Source organism: Aliiruegeria sabulilitoris (genome assembly GCF_001558155.1).
Lineage (GTDB): Bacteria > Pseudomonadota > Alphaproteobacteria > Rhodobacterales > Rhodobacteraceae > Tropicimonas > Tropicimonas sabulilitoris.
Genome location: NZ_LOAS01000016.1, coordinates 1 through 4,752, shown reverse-complemented (window position 1 = coordinate 4,752; position 4,752 = coordinate 1). Strand labels below are relative to the sequence as shown.

The 4,752-nt window shown below is 58.3% G+C and carries 3 protein-coding genes and 1 pseudogene; all 4 read left to right on the top strand.

Annotated elements, in window-relative coordinates; all coding sequences use genetic code 11:
* Window positions 1-1,360 precede the first annotated feature (1,360 nt).
* The 4 genes and pseudogenes from AX756_RS26090 to AX756_RS15810 all read left to right on the top strand — a co-directional run bounded on the left by AX756_RS26090 (window position 1,361) and on the right by AX756_RS15810 (window position 4,457).
* On the top strand, window positions 1,361-1,603 hold the full coding sequence (locus tag AX756_RS26090; RefSeq protein WP_197431084.1) for a hypothetical protein: 243 nt from the start codon (window positions 1,361-1,363) through the stop codon (window positions 1,601-1,603).
* A 334-nt stretch (window positions 1,604-1,937) separates the two neighbouring features.
* Window positions 1,938-2,198 carry a hypothetical protein gene (locus tag AX756_RS15820; protein WP_068313616.1) on the top strand — a complete coding sequence of 87 codons (261 nt, stop codon included), beginning with the start codon at window positions 1,938-1,940 and terminating at the stop codon, window positions 2,196-2,198.
* A gap of 11 nt (window positions 2,199-2,209) precedes the next feature.
* A pseudogene (locus tag AX756_RS25165) lies at window positions 2,210-2,515 on the top strand (transposase); the annotation flags it as partial.
* A gap of 607 nt (window positions 2,516-3,122) precedes the next feature.
* Complete coding sequence (locus tag AX756_RS15810) at window positions 3,123-4,457, top strand: DUF4268 domain-containing protein (protein WP_231701079.1); 1,335 nt, start codon at window positions 3,123-3,125, stop codon at window positions 4,455-4,457.
* The last annotated feature ends 295 nt before the right edge of the window (window positions 4,458-4,752 follow it).

Sequence of the window (4,752 nt, the reverse complement as noted above, 5' to 3'; positions counted from 1 at the left end):
AATGGATGGATTCTATATAGCAGGGTTTGAATCGGTGTAGCCCCCGTAGCCCCCTCCGACCCGATACCTTCCACCGCCCCCCGGTCCGCTGCGGCCAGGTCAACATCACGGTCCGCGATATGTTGAGCCGCACTGCGGATAACTGCGGTTAACTGCGGATAAGTGCGCAACGACCTGCCGAGCAAGTTGAAACCGAGCGACGGCTAAACCTGCCAACGGCAGCTTTTCCGTGCCCGGGCTGTAGCCCTGCCAACGGCAGGCCTAAACGTGCCGGAGCTGGCGGAGCATGGCGAGCGACGGCAGGCACAGAGCACGTTGAGCTGTGGAGGTTCTAATATAACCTCCTCCGTGCCGAGCCACGGCAGGCGCGGAGCAAGATGACAATGTCAACTTGAAGCAGTTTGACATTGTCAAACTGAAACCGAGCCGCGGCAGGCACAGAGCACGTTGAGCTGTAGACCTGCCAACGGCAGGTCTAAACGCGCCGAGGCTGTGGAGGTGCTAACAGCACATCCTCCATGCCGAGACCGTAGAGCTGACAATGTAAGGTCTAAACGCGCCGAGGCTGGCGAGAAATGGCGGTGATCGGACAGAGCAGAGTTCTAATAGAACCCTGCAGCCTAAGAGAGGGACCACGAAGGACTACACCGTCGGACGGAGCAGGCTGACAATGTAAGCTTGCTCTGTACCTGACATTGTCAGACCCTCCACGCCGAGGCTGGCGGTGCATGGCCGACCATCGACGGAAAAACCTGACAATGTAAGGTTTAAGACGCAGGGCGGAACAACCTCGAAGGTCACGCCGAGGCTGGCGGTGCATGGCGGTGATCGGACAGAGCAGAGTGATAATATAACTCTGAAGACGCGCGACTGAAGCGTGCCCCATCGGACAGACCGGCCCGCTGCCCGCTCCGGCCCTGGTGCGGGCCGGTGGGCCTCTGCCGACCCTCGGGGGGATATTTCCTAAGAAATGGGGGTGGGGGGCGACCCACCGCGCTGGGGGGACTAACTTTAACCTGATCGGGATATTCCGGACGCAAATTGTACTTGGGGTATAACAATCTATATTTTATGATCGACTGCAAACACGGGAGGATCCCACCCAATGGCACGCGGAAAACGGACAAAGTCACTCGACCCGGACAGCAGGACGCAGCTCCTCAAGCGATCGCAACCTGTCTCGCTCTTTCCCTGGCCGGATGGCCACCGGCGCCCCGATTGCATCGTTTTCGGCCCGATTGCGGACGTTCATGCCCAGACTCTCTGGGAATGCCGCCAGGAGGAAGACTGGAGCCCCGCGAACATCAGCGTGATTGCGGAATATGCCCTCTGCTGCTGCGATGTCCTGAGACTCCGCGACATGATCGAGCGAGAAGGCTTCATTACCAGCAAGGGCCGGGCGCATCCCGCCGTTTCCATGTTGGATATGGCCGTGAAGCGTCAGTTGGCCTATTTGCGCTCACTCGGGCTCGGCGGCAGCGGCATCGACACCCGATCGATGAATAGTCGTCGGCCAATCCCGCAATCTGCAGCCAAACCCGCCTCCACAACCACTGCAGCCGCCGATGATGTACCCGCAGCGCTCCGAGGCTTCCTGCAATGATAACGGAGCGCATCGTTTCCGCCGCTCTGGGCGGTAAAACCCCGGATTGGGCGGCAGCGCGAGCGGCTGGTCCAGAGACCTATCTCGCGCTCTGTCGCTTTGTGATTGGTCGAGTGCGCGAAGCGGTCGGAGATGAGGCTTACACGGATGCCTCCTTGATCGCCGGCGCCATGCCGGATCAGCTCGCAGCGGCTGAGGGGGCATGCTGCCGCGCAAACGCTGGACGAGGGATACTGCCGTGACCCGAAAAGACCGCCGAAAGCCGTGAGAGAGGCTGAGGTGTTGCGCCTGCTTGAGCTGGAGAAACAGCGCCGAGAAGCGGAGGAAAAGCGCGATGCAGCGAGCGAGTGACCGGACGGTCGATGATATTGTGGTGGACCTGACCACCGGCAGGCTCCTCCCGGCCGAACTGCACGATCTGGATCTGACCGACGTGCTATTTTGCCTGCGGGCCCGACAGACCGAACCGTCCACAGAATCCGCTTTGCGTCTGCTCGGTCGGACCGTCCTGCAGCATCGGCGTGCCCGCGATCACGAAACGGCCCGGGCTTGGGCATCACTGCTGGTCGATGATCCGATCGCCTGCGGGATCTGAGCCTGCCGGACCGGCGGTCGTCCAGTGCGGGCGCCTGGCTCGGGCTGACCCCGCGGCGCTACGAATCCGGTGAGATCAGCAGGAACGGGCGAGTCTCGAAACGGGGCGACGGGTTTACTCGGAAATGCCTGTACGAGGCAGCGAACGCGATCTTCTGCCGAAACCTCGGAGGGCCTCGCGTGCGAACCTGGGCAAAGGCGATTGCAGAACGCACCGGACCGCGAAAGGCCAAAGTCGCGCTGGCCCGGAAATTGGCAGTCATTCTCAACGCGATGTGGCGTACAAACACCTCCTTCAGGGAGGCGCCGATGGCCTGACAGAGCAAGCCCTGACGATACTCCTCAGCGCGACCGAATGCGTCCAGCCGGGACGCGCGGCGAGGGTGAGATCGCTCCGTGCAATGCGGCATCGACCGCGCACACCACTTCGACCACCCGACCCTGAACGCAAACATGCGGCCCCAAGCGGCGACCGCGGAGAGAACCTCAGAGCCCGGCACGCAGCATAGCGCGAATGGAGATCAGTACTTGACCAAGGCGATTAGAGTACTTCCTCGGACACTAACTAGCCCTCATTCCCCAAGTAACCTGACAATTTCTTGGCCCTGAGGCTCGGTACGGTGTTATATTTCAGTATTTTAAGTTAGCCTGGAGTGAGATTTTATAGGTCACCTTGAGGGTGTAGGCGAAACGCGGCCGGTTCGGCTCGGATTTGACCGTAGGGTATCCTCGCGGCCATCCAACGGCTGCGTGCGCCACTGAATTCCATCATGATGAGGCCGGCGACAAAATCCGAACGAACCCGGCTCGACTGGTTTGCGCAATGCGGTGCCGGTTCATCCCAAAACCGGATCAAGCCGGTCGCCGAGGCCATAAATCATGCTCAGTTCGCGCTCCAGTGCCAGAACAACGGCACGGCGGTCCCATGAAGCTTGATCAGTGCGAAAAGTGGCTGCAATTTGAAACGGTCGGCGTACTACTTGGGGAGTTTCGGCTCAGATTCCGGCAATGGGGGGGGCGCATCCCGCGACTGCGTAGAGTTTACTCTGAGCGGAAAGATGAAAAAGAGAAGTACAACCTTTCTTCTTGGGAAAGGATCGAGGGGAGCGACCTGAAGGGAAGGCACCAGATGTTCCAAATCAACCGCACCGATAACTGCTTGACCAAACTGGACGAACGCACCTTCAGCGAGCTAAATTTCCGCGAACGCGAGCACCTCCAAGAATGGTTGGCTCAGATACCCGACGCGTTGGGCGAGGATCTCCTGATCGTCCAGAAAGAGTTCGACGGTTTCGACGATACGCGCGAACGGCTGGATCTGCTGGCGCTTGACAAGGACGGCAACCTCGTCGTGATCGAAAACAAGCTGGACGACACGGGCCGCGATGTTGTTTGGCAGGCGCTGAAATACGCCGCCTATTGCTCGAACTTAACAAAGTCGCAGATCGTGGACATCTATCAGAAGTACCTCGACCGCTACGAAGGTGGCGGCGGGGCATCGGCCAAGATTTGCCAGTTCCTCGACGTGGAAGAACTCGACGAGGTGGTGCTGAACTCCGGCACCAGCCAACGGGTGATCTTCATCGCTGCTAATTTCCGAAAAGAAGTCACATCCACCGCGCTCTGGTTGCTCGGCAGTGGTATCCGCATCCAGTGCTTCTCGGTGAAGCCTTATTCTTTTGGAGAAGAACTGCTTCTAGACATCCGCCAAATCATACCGACGCCAGAGGCTGAGGAATACATGATCGGGCTTTCGTCAAAGGAAACCGAGGAGAAGCGTGCACATGCGACGCAAAGATCGCGGCACTCGATCCGCTACGAATACTGGCAGCAGTTATTAGAAAAAATGCGCGAGGAGGGCCTGACGCTGTTCCAAAACATTAGTCCAGCCAATGACAACTGGCTAAACGCTGGGTCCGGGGCTTCGGGCTGCCCATTTACAATGATTTTTGGCAAACGAGATGTGCGTGTTCAGGTTGACTTCAACGGCAGTGACCGCGACATCAACAAAGCGATTTTTGACAAGCTTCACGAACGGAAAGGCGAGATCGAAGCTTCGTTTGGAGAACCTCTTGTCTGGGAGCGAATGGAGCACGCGAAACAGTCACGTGTGAAATCTGTGCATGAGTTTGACAGCTACGACCGCGACAATTGGCCTGAGATAAATCGATGGATGATCGACACCCTCCAAAGGCTTGAAACTGCGATCCGGCAGCCACTACTTGAGGCAGCGGATTACGCCAGAACCCACGGGCTGTAATCATGCCGTTTACCTCTAAAAGCATCAGCTCACTCGCTGCACCGCTTCCGTTTCATGGGTCTTCCTCCTTCATCCAGTCAAAGGTGGAAAGCTCCAGTTCGCAATGGCCCGGATCTTGGGGAGGAGGTCAAATGGGAGAGCGGCATCCCCCCCTGCTCCATCTTGCCAACAAGGTTCCAAGTGGCAGAAACCTCGCCCTGACCCAAAATCGGGTTTACAAGACTACATCTTGTGGGCATCGTTGGTCTGAATACGATTTTGGCAGCACACGAGACCTCCAATCATGTCCAACCCG